This window comes from Leucobacter chinensis, assembly GCF_019049105.1.
GTDB lineage: Bacteria > Actinomycetota > Actinomycetes > Actinomycetales > Microbacteriaceae > Leucobacter_A > Leucobacter_A chinensis.
The window spans coordinates 315,577-337,144 of the sequence record NZ_JAHQZR010000001.1 but is presented as its reverse complement, the minus strand read 5'-3'; the positions used below and the strand labels follow the sequence as shown (position 1 = coordinate 337,144).

The 21,568-nt window shown below is 61.6% G+C and carries 17 protein-coding genes and 1 tRNA gene; 9 read left to right on the top strand and 9 right to left on the bottom strand.

Features of this window, described 5'->3' with window-relative positions; all coding sequences use genetic code 11:
* Positions 1 to 3: 3 nt before the first annotated feature.
* On the bottom strand, positions 4 to 1,287 hold the full coding sequence (locus KTJ78_RS01575) for a chorismate-binding protein (protein WP_217132020.1): 1,284 nt from the start codon (positions 1,285 to 1,287) through the stop codon (positions 4 to 6).
* A 34-nt stretch (positions 1,288 to 1,321) separates the two neighbouring features.
* Between KTJ78_RS01575 and KTJ78_RS01570 the strand changes: the two genes are divergently transcribed.
* Positions 1,322 to 2,068, top strand: a complete 747-nt coding sequence (locus KTJ78_RS01570) for an aminotransferase class IV (protein WP_217132017.1) — start codon at positions 1,322 to 1,324, stop codon at positions 2,066 to 2,068.
* Here KTJ78_RS01570 and cydC read toward each other — a convergent pair.
* Genes cydC through KTJ78_RS01550 form a run of 4 tightly spaced genes read right to left on the bottom strand, consistent with a single transcriptional unit; the run spans position 2,065 to position 7,909 of the window.
* The gene (gene cydC / locus KTJ78_RS01565; RefSeq protein WP_369807922.1) at positions 2,065 to 3,780 is read right to left on the bottom strand and encodes a thiol reductant ABC exporter subunit CydC; all 1,716 of its coding nucleotides are present in this window, start codon (positions 3,778 to 3,780) and stop codon (positions 2,065 to 2,067) included. The genes KTJ78_RS01570 and cydC overlap by 4 nt on opposite strands.
* Positions 3,777 to 5,414 carry a thiol reductant ABC exporter subunit CydD gene (gene cydD, locus KTJ78_RS01560; RefSeq protein WP_217132015.1) on the bottom strand — a complete coding sequence of 546 codons (1,638 nt, stop codon included), beginning with the start codon at positions 5,412 to 5,414 and terminating at the stop codon, positions 3,777 to 3,779. The genes cydC and cydD overlap by 4 nt, the downstream gene beginning before the upstream one ends.
* Entirely contained in the window at positions 5,414 to 6,451 is a 1,038-nt protein-coding gene (cydB, locus tag KTJ78_RS01555) for a cytochrome d ubiquinol oxidase subunit II (protein ID WP_217132013.1), read from the bottom strand. The genes cydD and cydB overlap by 1 nt, the downstream gene beginning before the upstream one ends.
* A 12-nt stretch (positions 6,452 to 6,463) precedes the next feature.
* The gene (locus tag KTJ78_RS01550) at positions 6,464 to 7,909 is read right to left on the bottom strand and encodes a cytochrome ubiquinol oxidase subunit I (protein ID WP_217132012.1); all 1,446 of its coding nucleotides are present in this window, start codon (positions 7,907 to 7,909) and stop codon (positions 6,464 to 6,466) included.
* A 178-nt stretch (positions 7,910 to 8,087) separates the two neighbouring features.
* On the opposite strand from KTJ78_RS01550, the gene KTJ78_RS01545 reads away from it, so the two are divergent.
* Both KTJ78_RS01545 and KTJ78_RS01540 read left to right on the top strand, forming a co-directional pair.
* Positions 8,088 to 9,140, top strand: a complete 1,053-nt coding sequence (locus KTJ78_RS01545) for an App1 family protein phosphatidate phosphatase (protein WP_369807921.1) — start codon at positions 8,088 to 8,090, stop codon at positions 9,138 to 9,140.
* The gene (locus tag KTJ78_RS01540; protein WP_217132011.1) at positions 9,137 to 10,201 is read left to right on the top strand and encodes an FUSC family protein; all 1,065 of its coding nucleotides are present in this window, start codon (positions 9,137 to 9,139) and stop codon (positions 10,199 to 10,201) included. The genes KTJ78_RS01545 and KTJ78_RS01540 overlap by 4 nt, the downstream gene beginning before the upstream one ends.
* A 32-nt stretch (positions 10,202 to 10,233) precedes the next feature.
* Here the strand turns inward: KTJ78_RS01540 and KTJ78_RS01535 are convergent, their stop codons facing one another.
* Genes KTJ78_RS01535 through KTJ78_RS01525 form a run of 3 tightly spaced genes read right to left on the bottom strand, consistent with a single transcriptional unit; the run spans position 10,234 to position 12,343 of the window.
* Positions 10,234 to 11,184 carry an Fpg/Nei family DNA glycosylase gene (locus tag KTJ78_RS01535; protein ID WP_217132010.1) on the bottom strand — a complete coding sequence of 317 codons (951 nt, stop codon included), beginning with the start codon at positions 11,182 to 11,184 and terminating at the stop codon, positions 10,234 to 10,236.
* Positions 11,185 to 11,193: 9 nt separating this feature from the next.
* Positions 11,194 to 11,694, bottom strand: coding sequence for a ribose-5-phosphate isomerase (locus KTJ78_RS01530; protein ID WP_217132009.1), 501 nt, complete (start codon positions 11,692 to 11,694; stop codon positions 11,194 to 11,196).
* A 25-nt stretch (positions 11,695 to 11,719) separates the two neighbouring features.
* Complete coding sequence (locus KTJ78_RS01525) at positions 11,720 to 12,343, bottom strand: mycothiol-dependent nitroreductase Rv2466c family protein (RefSeq protein ID WP_217132008.1); 624 nt, start codon at positions 12,341 to 12,343, stop codon at positions 11,720 to 11,722.
* 119 nt (positions 12,344 to 12,462) lie between these two features.
* On the opposite strand from KTJ78_RS01525, the gene pepN reads away from it, so the two are divergent.
* From pepN to KTJ78_RS01510, 3 genes are all read left to right on the top strand, one after another.
* Positions 12,463 to 15,024, top strand: a complete 2,562-nt coding sequence (gene pepN, locus KTJ78_RS01520; RefSeq protein WP_217132007.1) for an aminopeptidase N — start codon at positions 12,463 to 12,465, stop codon at positions 15,022 to 15,024.
* Between the two features lie 80 nt (positions 15,025 to 15,104).
* Positions 15,105 to 15,995, top strand: a complete 891-nt coding sequence (locus tag KTJ78_RS01515) for a mechanosensitive ion channel family protein (protein ID WP_217132006.1) — start codon at positions 15,105 to 15,107, stop codon at positions 15,993 to 15,995.
* 59 nt (positions 15,996 to 16,054) lie between these two features.
* The gene (locus tag KTJ78_RS01510) at positions 16,055 to 16,432 is read left to right on the top strand and encodes a globin (protein WP_369807934.1); all 378 of its coding nucleotides are present in this window, start codon (positions 16,055 to 16,057) and stop codon (positions 16,430 to 16,432) included.
* Here KTJ78_RS01510 and KTJ78_RS01505 read toward each other — a convergent pair.
* Positions 16,429 to 17,745, bottom strand: coding sequence for an MFS transporter (locus KTJ78_RS01505; RefSeq protein ID WP_217132004.1), 1,317 nt, complete (start codon positions 17,743 to 17,745; stop codon positions 16,429 to 16,431). The two genes, KTJ78_RS01510 and KTJ78_RS01505, sit on opposite strands and share 4 nt — an antisense overlap.
* Before the next feature lie 72 nt (positions 17,746 to 17,817).
* Here KTJ78_RS01505 and trmB point away from each other — a divergent pair, with 72 nt between their 5' ends.
* The 3 genes from trmB (at position 17,818) to KTJ78_RS01490 (ending at position 21,528) form a co-directional block, all read left to right on the top strand.
* Positions 17,818 to 18,555: a tRNA (guanosine(46)-N7)-methyltransferase TrmB gene (trmB, locus tag KTJ78_RS01500; protein ID WP_217132003.1), complete on the top strand. Its 738-nt coding sequence runs from the start codon at positions 17,818 to 17,820 to the stop codon at positions 18,553 to 18,555.
* Positions 18,556 to 18,670: 115 nt separating this feature from the next.
* Positions 18,671 to 18,743: transfer RNA gene (locus KTJ78_RS01495), tRNA-Arg, on the top strand.
* 337 nt (positions 18,744 to 19,080) lie between these two features.
* The gene (locus KTJ78_RS01490; RefSeq protein WP_217132002.1) at positions 19,081 to 21,528 is read left to right on the top strand and encodes a DUF5979 domain-containing protein; all 2,448 of its coding nucleotides are present in this window, start codon (positions 19,081 to 19,083) and stop codon (positions 21,526 to 21,528) included.
* Positions 21,529 to 21,568: the final 40 nt, after the last annotated feature.

Sequence of the window (21,568 nt, the reverse complement as noted above, 5' to 3'; positions counted from 1 at the left end):
CACTCACAGTACTCTAGGATACCCGGCTCCCAGCGCTTTCAGCACCGCTCGGGCTTTCAGCTTAACCTCGGCGAGCTCTTCGTCTGGGCGCGAGGCTGCGGTCAGGCCTCCCCCGGCGCCAACGAGCGCCGTCGATCCGCGAAGCTCGGCGCAACGAATCGCCGTTGCAACCTGAGCATCGGCGCCGCTGACACTCACCCACCCGTAGCACCCCGAGTAAAGCCCCCTCGGCCCGTCTTCGAGCTCGGCGAGGTGCCTCACCGCCGTTTCTTTCGGCACGCCGGTCATCGATGCCGCCGGTGACATCGCGTCGAGCACCTCACCGAGCGTCGCACGCTCGCGGAGGTGACCACGCACTTCACTCACGAGCTGATGCACCTGCCCGTAGCTCTTGACCACGCAGGGACGAGGTACGTGCACGCTGCCACTCACGCACACCGTCTCGAGCTCTGCGACAACGCGTTCGGTGACTGCGAGGTTTTCTTGCCGCTCTTTTTCGCTCGAACGCAACTCCTCACGCAGCGCCTCGTCGGCTTCGGGGGTGGCACCCCGGGGCCTCGTGCCCTTCATCGGTTCGGTCTCGGCGATGCCTGCTCTGCAGGCGATAAAGGTCTCGGGGCTCGCGCTCACGAGAGCAACATCACCCTCAACAATGATCGCCGCCCGCGGCGCGCCGCTCGAGCGCGCAAGAGCCGTGTATACCGAGGCTGGATCGAACGGAGCCGGAGCCGTCACCGTTGCCATGTTCGTGAGGCAACGCACACCGCCATCTTCACGCACCGCCGCCACGCACGCACCGACGCGTTCGAGGTAGCTCGCGTCGTCGTGCCGCCACTGAACGGCTAGCCCTGCATGCGCCTCGTCGCCATCGCGGGGAGGCGCAGCGGGTTGCCCCTCCTCAAGAACACCCGGCCTGCCGTCAAGCACCTCAGCTGCCGAGTCACGCGCGTGACTGAGCAAGGCCTCGAGCGCAGCAGTGTTGCGACTGCTCGCTTCGCCCTCGACCCAGGCGTCACCATCACCGTGTCTCAGCACGATCGTGGCATCAGCGTAACCACCGAGCGGGGCCCCGCCCTCGTATCGCTCGGCGAAGATCCACCCCGCTCCTGGGGTTTCGACTGGCCACTCGCCCGAATCACCAACGACCACTCCGCGGTGATGAGGCTCACCGCCAAAGCGCCCGAGCCGCGTGATGCGACCATGCACAGGATCGTCGAGCTCGATGCTAAACCACGGGGTATCGCCGACCTGAAGCCCCTTGAGCAGAGCGCTGTGTAACGTTTTCACGCACCCAGCGTAATGCACGGTTAGAATCAGCGGTATGGAACGCCTCGCGCTTGCAGATTCGTTGCTCATTGATATCGCCGACGGCACCCCCGTCGCGAGGGGCCTCCCGCTTCATCTCGAGCGTTTTCGCGCGGGTGTGCGGGAACGGGCTGGCGAACGTCATGAAGCGCTACTCGACAACTTCTTCGAACTCGCACTGCAAAGCATTGACGAGTACGCACGGGCGAACGGCCCGGCCTTTCCGCGTTTCGAGTGCTGGCAAGACCGGGCAACTTTTCGCTTCGAGCTCGCCCTGCGCCCAGCACCGAAGATCACGAGTAAGATCGCGCTCACGACCGCACAGCAACCAGCCGCCGACGATGCGCACCTCAAAGGCCCAAACATCGAACGCTACGGGCGGGTCATGAAGCGCCTCGGGGGCGAGGCGCTCTTCGTGAACGACCGAGGCCATGCGATCGAGGGCACCACGACGTCACTCGTCTGGTGGCGAGAGGGTCGGCTCATGCACGCCCCGAGGGTCACGGTGCGGCCACGCGTTGCTTCTATCACCGAGCGGCTCGTGACCGAGATCGCTGATCGGCTTGGCTACGAGACGGGCACCGAGCTATGCTCACCGTTGGAGCTTGCCGAGACCGAGCTGTGGGCGCTTAATGCTCTGCACGGGATACGACCGGTGACGCTGCTCGATGGGACACCCCTCAACGCTCCCGACACGCAGCGGCTCGAAGCCTTCGAGAAGGCGCTTCACGCGATGCCTGAAGCAGTCGTGCCGAGCCGCTAGGCACCCGCCGAGCTCAGCCGCAGGTGCCTTGTCGCGTTTACCCCCTCGGGCAGGTCAGTGTGAGAGATCACGATGACGGCGCGATCACTTGGGACAGCTCCCAGCAGGTCGCGAAGCATCGCGTCGGCGTTTTCAGTGTCGACCCCCGCGGTTGGCTCATCGAGCACAACGATCTCGAAATCAGTGAGCAGCACCCGAGCGAGAGCGATGCGGCTCGCCTGCCCGCCCGACACGAGCGCGCCGTGCTCGCCGACGTGCATGTCGAGGCCTCCGCGGGACTCGGCCCACTCTCGCAAGCCCACCCTGTCGAGCGCCTCAAGCAGCACCTCGTCAGGAGCGTCGGGCTGAGCGAACTTCAGGTTTTGGCGCAGGTCGGAGTCGAAGAGGTGAGGCGACTGCTCCGAAAGCCCAACGCGCGAGCGCACCTCGTGGGTCGTGAGTTGTTTGAGCTGCGTACCGCCGAGTGTCAGCGAGCCCTCGTAATCGAGAAAGCGCACGAGCACCTTGGCGAGCGTTGACTTACCGGCGCCGCTCTCACCGGTGATGAGCAGCGTCTCGCCCGCGTTCAACGAGAAGTCGACGCCCTCGAGCGTGTTGCGCGTTGCGCCAGGGTACCTGGCCGAGAGGTCGCGGGCGGCGAGCAGCGGAGCCGTGGCCTCAAAGCCTGCCTGCCGAGCCTCGGCGAGGCGCTCTCGCGTCTCGCTTTCGCTGCCGGTGGTCTCGGGAATCTCGTCGGCAACGCGTTCGCCAAGCAGCGACTCGACGCGAGCAGCACTCTCGTCAACGAGCTGACGCGCCTGCATCGCCTGCGGAATCTGCGTGAGCACCTCGAAGAGGGCCGCGGGCACGATCACGAGGGCGGCGAGCACGGGAGCCGAGACGACGTCAAGGCCTGCCTCGGGTCGCATGAGCCAGAGGGTGACGAGGGTGCTGAGGCCAGCGGCAGCAGACATCAAGCCAGCGGTCATGCCGGTGAGGCCTGCTTCTTTTTGCTGCACCGAGACATACTCGCGAGAGATGCGTGCGATGCGTTCGTCGTGATTGCTCGTGGCCCCAAAATGGTGCAGAACCTGCGCAGCTTCGAAGCGTTCGATGAGGGCGTCGATGAGCCGTGAGCGGATCTCGGTGAGCTCAGAACTCGACACCTTTCGACTGCGCGCGATGAGCCATCTGGCGGTGAGCAGCGCGAGCACGATGAAGACGGTGTTCACGAGCGCGGCAAGCGGGCTCATGATCGCGACGAGACCGACGCCGAGCGCCACCGTGATACCCGACACGACGAGCGGCTGCCAGACGCGAAGCGGCTGATCTTGCAGTTGGTCAATATCGTCTATGAGGCTCGCGTGCACATCGCCCGTCGTGCGCTGCTTCATCGCTCCTGGAACGAGTGGAATCAGTCGCTTGAGCACGTTCGAGCGCAATGAGGCAAGCTGTTTGAGCGCACGGTCGTGCGTGGCGAGCCGTTCGAGGTACCGAAAAACGGCCCGACCGATCGCGAGGGCACGAACGCCGACAATGGCAAAGGTGAGGTGCAAAATCGGCGGCTGCTCGCCTGAACGCATAATGAGCCACATGCTGAGAATGAGCAGCGTGACCATCGAGGCGTCTGAGAGCACACCCCAGAAGACGCCTGTAAAGCGAGCTTTGGGCGCCGGCATCGCAAGCGCCTTGGCGTCGAAGCGATCTTGAGCGCTGTGTGTCTGTTTCGTCACGCCGTCACCCTCGATTCCATACGTACAACGCGCGTTGCCGCTTCCATGACCGCGGGTCGGTGGCTCACCACGACGAGCCCCTTCCCCTCAGAAGCGAGCGCGCGAAGCGTCTCGATCACGCCCTGTTCGGTCTCGGCGTCAAGCGCAGAGGTCGGCTCGTCGAGCACGAGCAGCGGGAGGTCATGCGCACGCAAGCGATACAGCGCCCTGGCGAGGGCGAGGCGCTGAGCCTGCCCTCCCGAGAGCCCCTCTCCTGAGGTGCCCAATGGTGTCGATGGATCGAGCCAGTCAAGCTTTGCCGCGTCGAGCGATGCACGCACAAGTGCTTCGTCGGCCAAAGACTCGCCGAGCGCCACGTTCTCGGCAACCGTGCCACGCAGCAGACCAGGCTTCTGCCCGCTCCATGCGGCGGGAGCTGCTTCAAGCGCGCCCTCGAAGGGCTGCGTGCCAACCATGGCATTGAGCAGCGTCGTCTTCCCGACACCGCTTGGCCCAGCAAGCACGACGATCTCGCCGGGTGACACGGTCATCGTGACTGGCTCGGCGACGGCGACACCGTTACGAACGGCCTGCACGCCGTCAAGCGAGACGACCGAACCGCTCGCCGGAGTTGCGGGGGCTGCAACCTGTTCGCCCGCGTCTTCGAGAATCGCAAAGACATCCTGCGCGGCGGTGAGCCCCTCACTCGAGGCGTGAAAAGCGGCCCCAACCTGGCGGATAGGAACGAACACCTCGGGTACGAGCAGCAGCACAAACAGTGCGAGGGTGATCGGGAACGCCCCGTCGACGAGCCTCGTGCCAACCGTTACCGCGACGAGCGCAACCGAGAAGGTCCCGGCAAGGTCAAGAACAAACCCAGAGAGAAATGTCACCCGCAGCACCTTCATGGTGCGCGAGCGATACTCCTCGGTGATGTTCTCGACACGTTCGACCTGACGGTCCTCGCGACGAAAGAGTTTGAGCGTTGGGAGCCCGCGAACGACGTCGAGGTACGCGTTCGAGAGCTGCCCGAGCGCCTTCCACTGCTTGTCCTGGGCGCCCTGGGTCGCGAGGCCAATGAGCACCATGAACACGGGAATGATCGGGAATACGATGACGACGATGATGGCACTCAAGAAGTCAACGCGAAAGAGTACGAGCACGAGCAGCGGGGTCACAGTGATCGTGAGAAAGAGCTGCGGCAGGTACTGCGAGAAGTAGTTGTCGAGGGCGTCAAGCCCCCGAGAGAGTTTGAGGGTGAGTCCAGCCTCTGACTGAGTGGTGACCCAGCCAGGGCCGAGCTCATCGATGTGCGCGAGGGCATTAGCGCGAAGCTGGTGCTTCACCGTTGCGGCCCCGCGCTCGGCAATCCAGTTCATCAACCAGGTTGCCGCGGTGCGCACCACGAGTGCTGCGCACGCGAGAATGATCCACGTTTGACGTTCGTCTTCCAGGCCCTCGAAAACGCGACCGTAGGCCGTCACCGACCAGTCAAAGACCATAATGGGCTTTGCGTACCAGGCGATGAGGTGGGCGATTGACCACGCCCACGCCACGATCGCGATGGCTCTGAGAACCCCGAGAAGGGCGCCCCAGCTGAGCAGCGGGAGCACCCCTCTCGCGTATCGGAGTAACCGAACGTCAAACGGTTTCATTATGCCGCGACCGGCTCCTCGGCGGGAATCGATTCGCGGGTAACGCGCTTCTTGAAGACCCAGTACGTCCAGCCCTGGTAGGCCAGCACGAGCGGCATGGTCAGGGCGGCAACCCAGGTCATGAGCTCAAGCGTCTTCTGCGAGCTTGCGGCGCCGACGATTGACATCGAGAACGCGGGATCGGTGCTCGAGATCATGAGGTTCGGCATGAGCCCCATGAAGATCGTCAGCAGCGCGAAGGCGATCGCGGCGGCATTGAAGGTGAACGCCCAGCCCTCTGAGCCACGGGCGTTGAACACCCAGGCGCCGATAAGCGTGACCGCTGCGAGGGCCGCCATAACGATGACCCACGGCAACATCGGATTATCGAGCTGCTGCACGATGGTCCACACGAGAAACGCCGCGGCAACGACGATCGTGATGAGGCCGACGCGTGAGGCAAGCGCCCGTGAGCGTTCGCGGATCGCGCCGTCTGATTTGAGCGCAAGAAATACCGCGCCGTGCGTGAAGCAGAGCAGCATCACCGCGAGACCGCCGAGGAGGCCGTACGGGTTCAGCAGCGTGAGCAGCGTGCCAGTGTAGATCCAGCCACCGTTGTCCATCGGTTCGATGGGCAGGCCCTGCAGGAGGTTCGCGAACGCGACACCCCAGAGGAGCGGCGGGAGGAACGAGCCGAACACGATAAAGCGGTCAAACCACTTCGTCCAGTTCTCGCCCTTGCCCTGGTGGCGGTACTCAAACGAGACACCGCGCAGAATAAGCGCGACAAGGATGAGCAGAAGCGGCAGGTACAGGCCTGAGAACATCGTCGCGTACCACTCGGGGAACGCGGCAAAGAGTGAGGCACCAGCCACAATGAGCCAGGTCTCGTTCAGGTCCCAGACGGGGCCGATCGTGTTAATGGCGACGCGGCGGTCGGTGTCGTCTTTGGAGACGAACGGGAGTGACATGCCGACACCAAAGTCGAAGCCGTCGAGCACGAAGTAGCCGACGAGCATCACTCCAACAATAAAGAACCAGAGAATTTCAAGAGACATGGTGATCCTTCCCTAGTACACCGTGGCGTGCTTGCTGACGTCGATCTCTGAACCGTCTTCGGGTTCTTCGATCTGCGGTGGGCCTTCTTTCGCGGCCTTTCTGATGAGCCAGAACTCGACAACGGCAAGACCACCGTACAACAGGGTGAAGACAATCATCGAGGTAAAGACGGCCCAACCGGGTACTCCGGGCGAGACACCCTGCTCGGTCGTCATGACGCCGAACACGATCCAGGGCTGACGGCCCATCTCGGTGAAGACCCAGCCAACGAGTGAGGCAAGCAGTGGCAGCGGAGCGGTCCAGACAGCAACCTTCCACGTCCAGGCCGGAAGCTCGGCGCGTTTGCGCGTGAGCCAGAGGCCTACGGCGCTCACGATCATCGACAGGCCACCAAGGCCGATCATCCAGCGGAACGACCAGTAGGTGATCCACACCGTCGGCACGAAGCTGCCGCTCTCGGGGCAGGTGAGCAGCGAATCTTCATCGCCACAGTACTTCTCGGTGTACTCGGCCTGCAGGTCACGAATGCCCTCGACTTCACCATCAAGCGAGTTTGTTGCGAGGAACGAAGCGAGGTACGGGATACGCACCGAGAAGATCTCGTGCTCGCCGTCTGGGGTGCCGATACTGAAGAGCGAGAATGAAGCGTCTTTACCGCTCGCGGTCTCGTACATCGCCTCGGCAGCGGCCATCTTCATGGGCTGCGTCTCGGTCATCGTGATACCGAGTGAGTGGCCCGAGAGGCCAACACCCATGAACGCGATGATGTTCACGACCGCGCCAAAGCGCAGTGCCGTCGTCATGTCTTCCTTGTGCTGCTTGCGAGCGAGGTGCCATGCGGCGATCGCGACGATCACCGTTGCGGCAAACATGAGCGAGGCGAAGATCGTGTGCACGAACTGGTTCACCGCGACGGGGTTCAAGAGAACAGCAGAGATGCTTTCGAGCTCGGCGCGGCCGCGCTCCTCGTTAATGACGAAGCCATCAGGGTTCTGCATGAAGGCGTTCGCGGCGAGAATGAAGTACGCACTCAGCACAGTGCCGATCCACACGCACCAAATCGTGGCTGCGTGAATCTTCTTCGGGAGCTTGTCCCAGCCAAAGATCCAGAGGCCGATGAAGGTCGCCTCAAAGAAGAAGGCGATAAGGCCCTCCATCGCGAGTGGTGCACCGAAGATGTCACCGTTAAAACGCGAGTAGTTCGACCAGTTCATACCGAACTGGAACTCCTGCACGATGCCGGTTACGACGCCCATCGCGAAGTTGATAAGGAAGATCTTGCCAAAGAGCTTCGTGAGGCGAAGGTATTTGACTTTACCCGTTCGTACCCAAGCGGTCTGCAGAATCGCTACGAGCAGAGCCATGCCGATGGTCAACGGGACAAAAATAAAGTGGTAGAGCGTTGTCAAACCAAATTGCCAACGCGCTAGGGACAGCGGATCAAAGAACTCGTCCATAGAACACTCCAGGTCCATTTCAGGAGTGCGCCCAACAGATTTCTTTAGAGGAAGCACCCCCATCAGTGAGCTCCGTGAGAGGATGTCATTCCTCGCGGATCTACCAGCGTCTACTGGTCACTTTCAAGCTTACCGGATTCGCGGCGTTCGCGCGAACCAACACGGGTAGAATGGCCTTGTGACTCTTAACCCACCGACCCCGTCTTCCCTGCGCGCTATCGCGGCAAAATGCGAGGGGTGGATTCATCAGCAGCGAACCAATAGGGCGACAAAACGCGGCAAAACACCATCGGTCATTCCATATATTGGGTATGGCTCGACCGAGTGGGTGCGCGTACTCGGTCGCGTCTTGTACCTGAAACCGAAGGCCGTAACCGAAGACCTCGGCCGCACAGATCTCGTTCAGATTTCAAAGGTTCGGGGGTGGCGAACCTTCACAAGTGTCGCAGTACCTCGCCAACAGGTGGAGGTATATCTCGACGGCAGACTAGTAACAACCGTCACAGCCGATGACGGCGGCGTGGTCGACGCTAAAGTCGATGTTTCACTAAACCCCGGTTGGCACACCCTCGGCCTTCGCGCCGAAGACGAAGACATTGCCGAGACAAACGTACTCATCGTCGACCCTCACGCCAGATTTGGCGTGATTTCTGACGTTGACGACACCATTTTGAAGACCGCACTCCCCCGGCCCCTCGTCGCCGCATGGAACACCTTTGTGGTCGATGAGCAGGCACGCACCGCAACTCCCGGCATGCCGGTTTTGCTCCAGACGCTCATCGAGCGCCACGAGGGTTCACCCATTGTTTACCTCTCGACCGGGGCTTGGAACGCGGCGCCCGCACTCAGCCGTTTTCTCGCACGCAACCTCTACCCCGTAGGGCCGCTCCTCCTCACCGACTGGGGGCCCACGCACGACCGGTTCTTCAGGAGCGGCCGGCAGCACAAACGACGCGAGTTGCTGCGCCTCATTGAGGAGTTCCCCTCAACCAAGTGGGTACTTATTGGCGATGACGGGCAGCACGACGAGATGCTGTACCACGAGTTCTCGTCACAGCACCCGGAAAATGTTGCGGCGGTAGCGATCCGCCAAATTTCTACGGGCGAAGCCGTCTTGCAGGGCGGGCGTTCGAAGGCCCGCCTGCACCGCAGCGTCAGTGGGGTTCCTTGGGTGTACGGGCCTGATGGCGCGACCATCATGAACGAGCTCAAGAAGCACGGGATTCTATGATCAGGTCGTTCTCACGCGCGGGTAGGCAGCTCACTGAAAGCTTCGTGCGCACCGAACGTACCCCGTTTCTGCAGGTCGTGAAGAGCGGCATCGCCTCGCTCTTGGCCTGGCTCGCGTGCCTGCTCGTATTTCCCGACGCCCTGCCCATCTTCGGCATCATCGCGGCCCTCATCTGCGTGCAAGACAACGTTTCGCAGTCGCTCAACAAGAGCATCGAACGGCTCGTCGGCGTGGTCGTTGGCGTGGCGATTGCGGTCAGCGCGAGCATCTTCTTTGGCAAGGCCCCGTGGCTCTTCGTCGCCGCGATCTTCGTCTCGCTGCTTATCGGCTGGGCCTTTCGTCTCACTGGCCCCTCAACGACGCAAATCGCGATCAGCGCCATGCTCGTCATTGCCCTCGGCGGCGAGAGCCTCGCGTACGGCGCAGAGCGCATCGTCGAGACCGCGATTGGTGGGGCCATCGGTGTGCTCGTGAACGCGTTTCTCATCGCGCCCGTGCGTACCTCGCCCGCCAGCATCGCCGTGCACGAGCTCGTCGAACACACGGCGCAATCGCTCGATCGCATCGCGACTTCGCTCACGAAAAAGCAAACGTTTGACGAGATGCAAGACATCCTCATGGCGGCGCGCGACCTGCGCGAAGAGCGCCGCGAGGTGCACACCCTTCTGCGAAGCGCGCGCGAGAGCCTGAAACTCAACCCGAGAAGCCGCCACTACCGCGAGCAGTTGCTCGCCGATGACGAACTCTTTCAGCGCCTGCAACACATCGTCACGCAGGTTCTCGGCATGTCGCGTGCCCTTGCCGATGGCTACGACCCCGACATCATTAACGACCCTGCGGTCGAGGGCCTCGCTGACGAATTCAACCGGGCGGCACATGACCTCAGGCACGTCGGGTACCGGTTTAATCTCGAGAGTGACGAGATCATCGAGCCTCCCGCGCTCACGGCGCCGTACCGCATCGTCGTGCCCAACGCCGAACACTGGGTGCTCATCGGCGCCCTCATGGAAGACCTTCGCCGCACGCGCATCAGCATCGACGAGCTACAACAAGGCGAATAGCCGCGACAAAACGCCCTGAATGACGCCTCAGCTTAGTGTTGGCATCCGGGGCACCAGTAGAGCTTGCGTGCGCCGAACTCCTCGAGTGCGATGTTCGTGCCGCATCGCTTGCACGGGGTGCCCTCAAGCTTGTAGACCCAGTGACGATCGTCGCGGTGCACGAGCGCTCGTTCGTAGGCCTCGCCCTCGAGCCCATCAATCGTGATCATCTGGCCGACGCGAATGCCAATGTCGAGCAGGTGCACCCAATCATCCCAGAGCGCCTGCATGGTCTCGCGGCTCAGCTCGTTCGACGGGGTGTGCGGATCGATGCCCGCACGAAACAGCATCTCGGCACGATAGACATTGCCGATGCCCGCGACCATTGACTGATCCATGAGTACGAGACCGATCGGCGTGCGCTTCTTGAGCGCACGGTCGACAAAACGAGCCTGTTCTTCGGGGCTGTTATCGTTTCCCGGGTCGGGGCCCAAGCGTCGCATCACCGCGTGCACCTCTTCGGGGCTCACGACCTCACAGGCGGTTGGGCCGCGGAGGTCTGCGCACACACGCTCGTTGAGCAACCGAACGCGCACCTGGCCGACAGGTTCGGGCGGCCATTCGAAGGCGACGTCACGCTCTTTGTCTTCTTCGGCCATGCGAATGCGTGTTTTTCTCGGTGCCCCAATCGAGGTCACTGAGTCTTCGCCAACCTCGTCAACGGCAGCCTTCTGGCCGTGAATCTCAATCGACTCGTGAACAACGATGTCGCCAGAGAAATCCCACGCACCGTACATTCCGAGGTGCACGCGCAGCCAGTGCTCGCCGGCAAACTCGAGAAACATCTGTTTGCCGACGGCACGGGCATCGGTCATTGGCAGGCCCGAGATAATCTCAGCGCCGGCAGCAAAGCGGCCCTGCGGGCTCGAAACCTCAGGCGAGGTGCCGACGTAGTTCGCAGCGAACTGACGCGTGATGCGATGAACTGAATGACCCTCAGGCACCGAAGCTCCCTACGCTGAAACGGGCTCGTCAACCTGCTTGCCGGCAATCTTGCCGGTTCGCTCGTACTCACCCAACTGGTTGATGCGGCGCACGTGGCGCTCGTCGCCGGGAAATGGCGTCGCGATGAACAGGTCAATGAAGCGCATGGCTTCTTCGACGGTGTGCTGGCGCGCACCGATCGAGATCACATTTGCGTTATTGTGCTCTCGCGCAAGTTCAGCGGTCGACTCGTTCCAGACTAGTGCAGCACGAATGCCCTGAACCTTATTCGCTGCCATTTGCTCGCCGTTACCCGACCCACCAAAGACGACGCCCAGCGCCTCAACGCCCGCTGCCTCGTCCCGCGCAACCGCGAGAGCCGCGTTAATGCAAAACGACGGGTAATCGTCGAGCGCATCGTATTCGACGGGGCCGTGATCATGGACCTCAAGGCCCTGCTCGGTGAGGTGCTGCTGAAGCGTCTGGCTGAATTCAAGACCGGCGTGATCGGTCGCAATGTGAATGCGCATAATGCTTCTACTGTACCCGAATCAGCTAGCTGAAATCGGGCCCAACTTCGCGGCCACGCTTCAGCTCGTAGAACCCTGGGGTCTGGGTTGCGTAGTACACCGCGTTCCACAGGTTCAGTGCGTCTTGGCCCTTCGGGCGAGGGGTCACCACGGGGCCGAAGAAGGCCTTACCGTTGATCGAGAGAATGGGCACACCGACGCCAGGACCAACGGCCTCGATGCCAGCGGCCGTGCTTGCACGCAAGAGCTGTTCGGCGGTGTCAGCATCATCGCCCGCAATGTTGGCGATCGACTCGGGCAGATCTGCGGCAGCAACGGCCTCGGCGAGCACTGCCTCATCGTCACGAGCGTCGTGGTGCAGGCGATTGCCGAGCTCGGTGTAGAGACGCCACACGGCCTCACTCCCGTGATCACGCTCGGTCACGATAAGCGCCTTGCCGAGCACAAGGCTACGGACGTAGGCGTCGCGATGACCGTCGTCTTCGTTGCCCTCATTCAAGATTGCAAGGCTGAAGGGGCGCCAGGCTACGGTAAGGCCGAGTTTCTCGCTCACCTCGGTGAGCCAACGGCTTGACATCCAAGCCCACGGGCACACCGGATCGAACCAAAATTCAACGCTGTCTACACGGGGTTGCTCTGCACTAGTCATACCACACAGTCTACCGCTGAGAGCGTAAAAGCAAGGACGCCCTCAGCGAACCCAGCGAACTTCGCCCTGTCTCGAATAGGCTGGTCACGTCCAATGTGAAGAAGATTCTAAGGAGCATCATGCCAGGAGAAAACCTCACTCACGTCGAAGCCCAGTCGCGTGCGGCGGTGGTGCAAACGAGTGCCTACGAGATCGCGCTCGACCTCACCCGTGGTGAGACCCTTTTCGGGGCCGATACAACCATCCATTTCACCGCTACGCCCGGAGCCGAAACCTTCATCGACTGCATCGCTGACGCGGTGCACAGCATCACGCTCAACGGAACCTCGCTCGATCCCGCCACCCATTTCGCCGACTCACGCATCGCCCTGCCTGGTCTCGCTGCTGAGAACACACTCACGATCGTGTCAGACATGCGATACATGAACACCGGCGAGGGCCTGCACCGTTTCGTTGACCCGGTCGACGGCGAGGTATACCTCTACTCGCAGTTCGAGGTGCCCGATTCACGTCGCATGTACCCGGTCTTCGAGCAGCCAGACCTCAAGGCAACGTTCCAGTTCACCGTGACGGCCCCCGCATACTGGAAGGTCGTCAGTGTACAGCCGACGCCAGAGCCTGTCGCTGCAGGTCAGGTCGACGGCGTCGAGGTAGCCACCTGGCACTTCACCCCCACCCCGATCATGTCGAGCTACATCACCGCCATCGTCGCTGGCCCCTACCACGAGGTGCGGTCTGAACTGACAAACCCAGACGGCCGCACGATTCCGCTCGGCGTCTTTTGCCGCGAATCTCTCGCCGAGCACCTCGACCACGACTACATCTTTGACATCACCCGCAAGGGCTTTGACTTCTTTGCCAAAGAATTCGACTACCCCTACCCCTTCGAGAAGTACGATCAGCTCTTTGTGCCCGAGTTCAACATGGGAGCCATGGAGCACATCGGCGCCGTTACCTTCACCGAAGCCTACGTCTTTCGCAGCCAGGTCACCGACGCGATGCGCGAACGCCGTGTCGTCACGATTCTGCACGAGCTCGCCCACATGTGGTTCGGTAACCTCGTCACGATGCGCTGGTGGAACGATCTGTGGCTCAACGAGTCATTTGCCGAGTACATGTCAACGCTCGCGACCGCTGAGGCAACCGAGTGGAACGAAGGCTGGACCACCTTCATCGGCAGCGGCAAAACCTGGGCATACCGCCAGGACCAGCTGCCCTCGACGCACCCGATCATGGCCAACATCGCCGACCTCAACGACGTGCTCGTGAACTTCGACGGCATCACCTACGCCAAGGGCGCCTCGGTGCTCAAGCAGCTCGTTGCGTGGGTTGGCCGTGAGCCATTCATGAAGGGCGTGCACGACTACTTCGAGAAGTATGCGTACAGCAACACCGAGCTGCCCGACCTCATGCGCGAGCTCGAGGCAACGAGCGGCCGCGATCTTGCCGAGTGGACGAAGGCATGGCTGCAGACCGCAGGCGTGAACACGCTGCGTCCGGTCTTCACGACCGACGCCCAGGGCAACTTCGAATCGTTTGCGATCGAGCAGAGCGCAACCGACGAATACCCGACGATCCGCCCCCACCGCCTCGCGGTTGGCCTCTACTCACTTGAGGGCGGGAAGCTCGTTCGCACGAAGCGCGTCGAACTCGACGTCGCGGGGGCAAGCACGAGCGTCGCCGAGCTCGTTGGGGTTGCGCAGCCCGATCTCATTCTGCTCAACGACGACGATCTCACCTACGCGAAGACCCGCTTTGACGAGCGCTCACTCGCGACGGTTCGCGAGCACCTCGCCGCGATGCCAGACTCGCTCGCCCGTGGCCTCGTGTGGGGCTCGCTCTGGGACACGACGCGTGACGCCGAAATGCCAGCCTCTGAGTTCATCGAGATCGCGCTCGCAAACGTGCACGCCGAGACGAACTCGACGATTTTGCGTAACGTTATCAACCAGTTGCTCACCGCGACACACTCGTACCTCGCGCCCGAGAAGCGAGAGGCGACCCGCACGCGCGTCGCTGACGCACTCTGGCAGCTCGCGAATGCGGCAGAGGCAGCTTCAGATGCACAGTTCCAGTTCATCAAGGCGTTCTCAGCCCTCGCAGAAACCCCCGACGAGACCGCGAAGATTCAGGCGCTACTCGATGGCACCGTGAAGCTCGAGGGCCTCACGGTCGACACCGACCTCACCTGGGAGTTCGTCATCTCGCTCGCTGCCGCCGGTCTCGTTGACGGTGCGGCGATCGACGAGGTGCTCGCAACCGACCTCACGGCAAGCGGCAAGCAGTTCGCTGCCTACGCGCACGCGGCACTGCCCACCGCAGAGGCCAAAGAGAGCACCTGGCAGCAGATGGTCGAGACCGAGGGCGCCGCGAACCTCACGATTCGCTTCGCCGCACTCGGCTTCAACCGTGTGCACGATACCGAGCTGCTTCGCCCCTTCATCGAGCGCTTCTTCACCTCGATCGATGCGGTGTGGAACGACCGCAGCTACGCCATCGGCGAGGAGATTTTCGAGGGCTTCTACCCCGCCCCGCTCGCAGACGCTCAGCTGCAACAGGCGACGCGTGCATGGCTCGAGGCAAACACCGACGCGGCGCCTGCGCTTCGTCGCTTCATGATCGAGCACCTGGCCGACGTTGAGCGCGCACTCGACGCGCAGGCCCGCGACGCTCAGGCGTAGGGCACACGCGTGGGCCGGGCGATACCACACGCCTGGCCCACGCACTCATCACACCCGTATGACGTTTCGAAGGAGGCACAGTGGAAATTCTTGAGGCACTACAGAGCTTTATCACCACCTATAAAGTTCCGTTTAACATCGCGCTCATTATCCTGCTCTCAATCGTGCTGCGGTGGCTCTTGCAGCACACCCTTCGAAGGGTCGTGAGCCGCGTCGTGAAGGGCGTGAAACGCTCGCAAGCGACCGACCTCACCGAGGAGCTCTCGCTAGCCCCGAAGCTCAGTGCTCGTGCGGTCCAGCGCACGAGAACGCTCGGAGCCGTCGGCAAACACATCATCACGTGGACGATCGGTGTCATCTCGATCATCCTCATCCTTGGCCAGCTGGGCGTTGACCTGGCAGCGCTGCTCACCTCGGCCGGTATCGTTGCTGCTGCGCTGGCATTCGGTGCGCAAAACCTCATTAAAGATCTCTTGAACGGCATCTTCATGGTGAGTGAAGACCAGTTAGGCGTCGGCGATTGGATCACGATCGGCGAGATCAGCGGAACGGTCGAAGACGTCGGCATTCGCGTAACGCAGGTGCGCGCGGTTGATGGCACCCTCTGGTTCATTCGCAACGGCGAGGTGCTGACCCTCGGCAACAGTTCTCAGGGCTGGGGCCGCGCCATCATCAACATCACGGTCGACGCCGATAACGATCTCGATCTCGTCGAAAACGTCGCGCTTGAGGCCGCTCGTGAGGTAATGAAAATGCCCGAGCACGCGCGAAAGATTATCGGCGAGCCCGAGGTGTGGGGCGTCGAGAGCATGTTCGGCGACCGTGCGACTCTACGCCTTGCGATGCGCACGAGGCCTGAAGCCCAGTGGGCCGTTCAACGCGCACTTCGTCTCGAGCTGGTGCGACTCTTCGACAAGCACGGCATCACCCTCGCCAGCGAACTACCAACGTTTCCAGGAGCTACCCCGTGACCACCCCAGAAACCCCAAAGCCACGCCTGACCCTCCGCGAAGGCGCGACCGGCAACGCAGTGACCGACACGCTCTGGCAGCAAGTCGGCGGATCACCCACTTTCGAGCGCATCGTGCGGCGATTCTACGCTGGCGTCAAAGAAGATCCGGTGCTTGCGCCCATGTACCCGCAAGACGATTGGGAGGGCGCCATCTGGCGCCTGCAGACCTTCCTCGAGCAGTACTGGGGCGGGCCAACCACCTACCAGGAGCACCGCGGCCACCCGCGACTGCGTATGCGTCACAATGCCTTCCCGATCAACGCTCTTGCTCGCGAACGCTGGCTGCACCATATGCACGCCGCACTCGACGAGGCTGACCTCGTGCCCATGGCCGACACACAGTTTCGCGACTATATCGAGCGGGCCGCGCTCGCGATGACGAATACCGCCGGTTAACGCAGCTCGGGATCGTCGCCTGTCGCGCGGTGCTCACCGGGCAATTCGTCTTCGAGCGGGAGCGTGATGGGCCCCGTTTCGGGTTCGGTTGGTGAGACGATCATCGCCTCGGCCGTAATGTCGGCGTCATTCAGCACCCTCGAATCAGGGGTAAACACCCACACGACCGTCGTGATGCCGAGCAGTACGGCGGTAAGCCAGAACGCAGCCTGATAGCTCACGGTATCAATGAGCATGCCTGCTATGAGGGGGCCGAGAATGCCGCCCAGGTCGGCCGACATCTGCCCAGCCGCGACAACCTGCCCACCGCTGCGTTTACCAACGACGTCGGCAATGACCGCCTGCTGCGCCGGGTTCGCACACGCCGCAGCAACGCCTGCGAGAGCGAGCGTCGCCATTGCGAGCGGAATCGAGGTCGTGAGGGGAAACACGATAAAGGCAATCGTGCTGAGCGCGAAGCCGGTAACGAGCAGCGGTTTTCTCCCGATTTTATCGTTCCATCGGCCAGAGGGAATCACGAACACCGCGTTGCCTGCGGCATAGGCCGCGAGAACCCAGCCCGATTCCCGACCGCCCCCGCCCAGGGAGCCCGCAACGAAGAGCGGGACCGCGCTAATACGCACCCCGAAAATCGCCCACCCAAACGAGAACGTCGAGAGCAGCGCACCGCGGTACTGACGCACGCGAAACGCCTCACGGAACGTTTGGGGTGGCAAAAGGTGCGCGCCAGCTGCCACCCCAATGTTCGTCGAGCGGCGCAGTGCGATTCCCACAACGAGCGCGGCGGCAAGCAGCGTGAAAAAGTAGACAATAAAGGGAGCGCGCAGGCCCCACCCAGCGACCAGCGCGCCGAGCACGGGCCCGAGCAGGTTGCCGAGTAGAAACGCAGCAGAGTTCATGCCGGCGACCTGGCCTCGCTGTGCGGCGGGCATCACCTTTATCATGAGCGCGGTTGAGGCGATCGAAAACATCGATGAGCCGATGCCCGCGAGCCCACGCGAGAGCAGCAGTTGCCAGTACTCCCCGACGAATACTGCCGCGCCAGTCATCGTGGCCACGATAAGCAGACCGGTCACATAGGTCGTGCGCTCCCCCAGCTTTGTGACGATGACGCCGGCGACGGGCGCAAAGATGAGGCGTGAGAGAGCAAACGAAGAGATCACGGCAGTTGCGGCAAAACTCGAAACGCCAAACTCCTGCGCAAACTGCGGCAAGACTGGCGCTACGACACCGTAGCCCAAAGCGATGGTGAACGCTCCGGCGATGAGCGCCCATACCTCAAACGGGAGCTTCTTTTCAGCCCTGGTCGCCATCGTCCCCCTCTGTTTGCGTTGCCTCGGCTAGTTTAGTCTCACCGAGCTTCGAGTCACGGTAACGTTGACTCGATGAATACTTCGCCCACCACCCCTCAGCACCAGAACCAGCCCCGATCATTTGTGCGCCGTAATGGCCGCATGACCGCTGGCCAAGAGCTCGCCTGGGCAGAATACGCCGGCGACTACCTGCTTGAGATGCAGCGTGACGGCGGAGCGACCACTGTCGCCAAGGGCGTGTCTCGCAGCCCAGAAGAGATCTTCAGTCGCAGCGCCCCGCTCGTGGTCGAGATCGGTACCGGCGACGGCGAGGCGCTCATTCACGCCGCGACCGAACACCCCGAACGCGATTTCATCGGTATCGAGGTTTACCAGGCGGGCCTCGCACGCGCTATGCTCAACGCCCACAAACGCGAGCTCACGAACGTGCGTCTTATCGAAGCCAACGCCCCCGAGGTGCTTGAGCACTACCTGCCCGAAACCTCGGTCGACGAGATTCGCGTCTTTTTTCCCGACCCCTGGCACAAAGCGAGGCACAACAAGCGGCGCCTTATTGCACCACCCTTCGTTGAGCTGGCCTCACGCGTGCTGAAGCCTTCCGGAATCGTGCGCATGGCGACCGACTGGCAAGAGTATGCCGATCAGATGCGCGAGGTGTTCGACGCGGCGACCGGTTACGAGCGCGCTTTCGAAGGCGAGTGGGCCGAGCGTTTCGCGGGCCGCCCCGTCACGAATTTCGAGCGCAAGGGCGCCGAAAAGGGCCGCGACATTCGCGACCTCACCTACCGAATCACGAGCGGCGCCCGCTAGCGCAGATTTCGCACTTGCCAGGCCCGGCGTAGCATGCGGCGGATCGACCCCAGCAAGACCGTAAACACGTCACTGTAACTTGCGCGCGGCAAAGCAATGCTATTCTGGTTCAGTTGCCTCCGTAGCTCAGGGGATAGAGCAATGGCCTTCTAATCCATTGGTCGCAGGTTCGAATCCTGCCGGGGGCGCTATATGAACGCTGCTTGCAGCGCGCTGTTCTGCGCATGCATCCAATGATGAGCTTCTGCTTGAGGCCTCACTTGTCAGCGAGTGCCATGAACCGCTCCCACTCCGCTGGTCGTACACGTCTCACTCGCCCAAAGTCGCAGGCTAGACGCCGCATGCTACTCGCTACTCCTGCCGTCCTATTCCCCCAATTCTAGACGAGTGAATTGTTTACCCTTGCGCTCCCCACCAATTCGTGTAGCGTGGAAATAACCGCATTTTCTAGGGGGAAATACAATGGGGATACGTGCATGGCGAAAATTTCGGGGTGGCATAACCGCCTCCCTAGTCGTCGGACTTATGTTTTCTGGATCGGTCGCAGCTCATGCAGAGCCTGCACCACCACCGACCCACGGCGACACCCCACCGTCGCCCGAAGCAGACCCTTTCATTGCGCCGGCGTGCGAAGGTTCTGAGCCCGACGAGGCGTCTCGCGTCGTAACGGGCGAACAGCTCGAAAACTATAATTCCGGGGGCATTGCCGTTCTGTACGGGTCACAAGGCACGCGGGATGAAGATTCGGCGACCGCCCCCGGCTGCGGCGTTCGGTACGTTGAAGCCGCGGGAGGCCCCGTCTCTGAGTGGATGTATTGCACCGACATGGCAAAGGCAGCCTGCTTGAACGTCATGCCCGACGGTAGCCTCGTGAGCAAGGAAGGCCATCAACCGGTCGACCCCATGGAATGGCTTGATGGCAACGATAAATTAACTGCAGACCAGTCGAAGGTGATCGCCTATATTCTTCAGAATGACATGCCAGTCACGCCACCACCTTCAGCCGATGTGACGACAACGTCAAACCGAGATCGTCATGAGCGTTACGCTCGCCAGCTCATGGTGTGGTGCGTTTCTGACTATGACCGCTTCGGTGTGGGCGGAGAAAATAACCTGTGGTGTAATGAAAACATAGGGCCCGAGCGCCAAGCCGAGATCTTGACGCTTATTCCAGAAACACCTCAGGTGAACCTCTCAATCTCAGGTGGCCAGACGAACATACCGGTGGGGGCGACCGCCCGCCTGGTCGTTTCAACGAACGTTTTTAAGCTGCCCATTGATTTCGAGATTGATGGCGCCGAGGTGAAGATTTGCTCAGGCGATGCGACCCTGACCGACCATCAGCTTGTCGTTCAGGGCACGAACCCTGAAACCTCCAAGCAAGTACACCTCTGCGTTAAGCGCACCTCTGCGGGCGACGTCACGCTCTCTCTGAGCGCAACACCGCAGGCATCGAAGTACCTGAGCTGGGCGCAGGCAAACCATTCTTCAGATACAACTTCGTGCCAAGTCTTTGCCGCTTTTGAACGCAGCCGTGCGACGAAGGTGCGCGCAATGACGCAGCTCAACTTTGTCGATGACCTCGGTACGTTTAATGTGCGCAAGGCGCTCTCGGGCATCGAGCCAGGTGACTTCCCAGAGGGAACTACCTTCCCAGTAGAAGCCACTTGGAACGAGGGCTCAGCAACCATCGACGTGCCAGCCGACGGCACCCCCGTCTCCTCCGGCGTCATTCTCCCGGCGGGAACGGTCGTGACCCTTGCCGAGGGAACACCGCCAGAAGCACCCGAGGGATACACCTTCACCTCGAGTCACCTCTCTGACGAATCGATCACGATTCTGGCAGACGACAACCCCGACATCGAACTCATCGTCACAAACACCTACGAACGTGTTCTCGGCGGCTTCGACCTGAGCAAAACGCTCAAAGGAGTCTCGTCTCAAGACTTCCCCAAGGAGACACAGTTCACGGTCACGGCCCTCCTCACAATCGACGGCAAAGAAGTGACCCGCGAGTTCACGCTTCCCGCCGACGGCTCACTCGTTGAAGGCCCAAGAGATCTGCCCGTTGGTACGACAGTCACCCTCAAAGAGGTGAAGATACCAACCCTTGAAGGGTACGTTTTCACCGGCGTCGACTTCAGCGAAGACGCCTTCACCATCACCGCCAATGAGCCCCTGCACATCACCGCAACAAACACCTATAGCGACACGCCACTCACCAACGAGGGTACGTTTAATGTGCGTAAGGCGCTCTCGGGCATCGAGCCAGGCGACTTCCCAGAGGGAACTACCTTCCCAGTAGAAGCCACTTGGAACGAGGGCTCAGCAACCATCGATGTGCCAGCCGACGGCACCCCCGTCTCCTCCGGCGTCATTCTCCCGGCGGGAACGGTCGTGACCCTTGCCGAGGGAACACCGCCAGAAGCACCCGAGGGATACACCTTCACCTCGAGTCACCTCTCTGACGAATCGATCACGATTCTGGCAGACGACAACCCCGACATCGAACTCATCGTCACAAACACCTACGAACGTGTTCTCGGCGGCTTCGACCTGAACAAAACACTCAAGGGAGTCTCGTCTCAAGACTTCCCCAAGGAGACACAGTTCACGGTCACTGCCCTCCTCACGATCGACGGCAAAGAAGTGACCCGTGAGTTCACGCTTCCCGCCGACGGCTCACTCGTTGAAGGCCCAAGAGATCTGCCCGTTGGCACGACAGTCACCCTCAAAGAGGTGAAGATACCAACCCTTGAAGGGTACGTTTTCACCGGCGTCGACTTCAGCGAAGACGCCTTCACCATCACCGCCAATGAGCCCCTGCACATCACCGCAACAAACACCTACCAAAAATCACCACTTGCCGTGACAGGATCTGAAATGTCGCCTGCGATGTGGCTCGTTCCAGGATTGCTCGTTCTCTTCGGCGGGGCCATTCTTTGGCTGACCCGAAGGCAGCGCAGGGAGTAGCCAAGCACTCTCGATCAGCCGTTCGGAAATTCTTCGAACG

Bases quoted from the DNA above. Each gene is read 5' to 3' on its own strand.
- KTJ78_RS01570 (WP_217132017.1), top strand. From the start codon at position 1,322: ATGGAACGCCTCGCGCTTGCAGATTCGTTGCTCATTGATATCGCCGAC.
- cydD (WP_217132015.1), bottom strand. From the start codon at position 5,414: ATGAAACCGTTTGACGTTCGGTTACTCCGATACGCGAGAGGGGTGCTC.
- cydB (WP_217132013.1), bottom strand. From the start codon at position 6,451: ATGTCTCTTGAAATTCTCTGGTTCTTTATTGTTGGAGTGATGCTCGTC.
- KTJ78_RS01550 (WP_217132012.1), bottom strand. From the start codon at position 7,909: ATGGACGAGTTCTTTGATCCGCTGTCCCTAGCGCGTTGGCAATTTGGT.
- KTJ78_RS01540 (WP_217132011.1), top strand. From the start codon at position 9,137: ATGATCAGGTCGTTCTCACGCGCGGGTAGGCAGCTCACTGAAAGCTTC.
- KTJ78_RS01530 (WP_217132009.1), bottom strand. From the start codon at position 11,694: ATGCGCATTCACATTGCGACCGATCACGCCGGTCTTGAATTCAGCCAG.
- KTJ78_RS01525 (WP_217132008.1), bottom strand. From the start codon at position 12,343: ATGACTAGTGCAGAGCAACCCCGTGTAGACAGCGTTGAATTTTGGTTC.
- pepN (WP_217132007.1), top strand. From the start codon at position 12,463: ATGCCAGGAGAAAACCTCACTCACGTCGAAGCCCAGTCGCGTGCGGCG.
- KTJ78_RS01505 (WP_217132004.1), bottom strand. From the start codon at position 17,745: ATGGCGACCAGGGCTGAAAAGAAGCTCCCGTTTGAGGTATGGGCGCTC.
- trmB (WP_217132003.1), top strand. From the start codon at position 17,818: ATGAATACTTCGCCCACCACCCCTCAGCACCAGAACCAGCCCCGATCA.
- KTJ78_RS01490 (WP_217132002.1), top strand. From the start codon at position 19,081: ATGTTTTCTGGATCGGTCGCAGCTCATGCAGAGCCTGCACCACCACCG.